The organism is Cupriavidus sp. 8B, assembly GCF_054589115.1.
This window is the reverse complement of sequence record NZ_BAAILO010000547.1, coordinates 1-742: the sequence shown is the minus strand read 5'-3', so window position 1 is coordinate 742 and position 742 is coordinate 1. Positions and strand designations below refer to the sequence as shown.

Here is a 742-nt window from a genome sequence, read left to right as displayed (position 1 = left end):
TGAAGACACCAGACACGCCGTCGACGATAGTCGCGCGCAAGGTGACGCGATGACCGGCGCGCTCTATGCCCGGATGCGCCGCGACCGCGCGGCTGTGGAGGCAGAGCAGGAAGTCTCCAAGCCCTTCCTCGTGGGCAGAGCCGTTCCTACTGCGCGAAACGTTACCCTCCCGTTGGCACTGCGCAATAACGCCGACACTTACGTTGTTTTTCCCGAGCGCATCATGCCGCTGGCGGTAGCCGGGCAGCGCATCACCATGGCGACCGGGATCCCGGTGAAGGTCGAATCGGATGTCTATCTACCGGCCAACATGTTGCTCCCGCGCAGCATGGCGGCGCAGGCCGGGCTGCAGTCGCGTAATCAGCAGGGTGGGGGTACGGTGCCGCAAGGCATGCCGGCGCTGGGCCAGGCGCCGGCACTCGGCGCACCGCTTCCGACCGGTCTCATTGGCGGTGCGGGCAGCATGGCGCAGGCGACCCCGCTGGTGGAAAGCGCCTTGAGCGTGGAATTCAAGAACAGCGAGAAAATGCCGCTCGCCAACATGCTCGACCTGATTGCGACGCGCCTGGGGATCAACTGGGAGTACAACGCGTCGAAGGGCGTGATTCGCTTCTATCGCCTGACCACGAAGACGTGGCAGTTGCCCATGAAGGCGGGCACCAGTTCATTCACCACAGAGTTCAAGGAGAGCGCCCGGGGCTCGAACGGCAGTTCCGCGGGTAGCGCCGGGCAGACAGCGAAG

The 742-nt window shown here is 64.8% G+C and carries 1 pseudogene; it reads left to right on the top strand.

Going from position 1 to position 742, the window contains the following annotated elements:
* Positions 1-49: 49 nt before the first annotated feature.
* Positions 50-742, top strand: a pseudogene (locus ACYP5B_RS47890) (protein PilN); the annotation flags it as partial.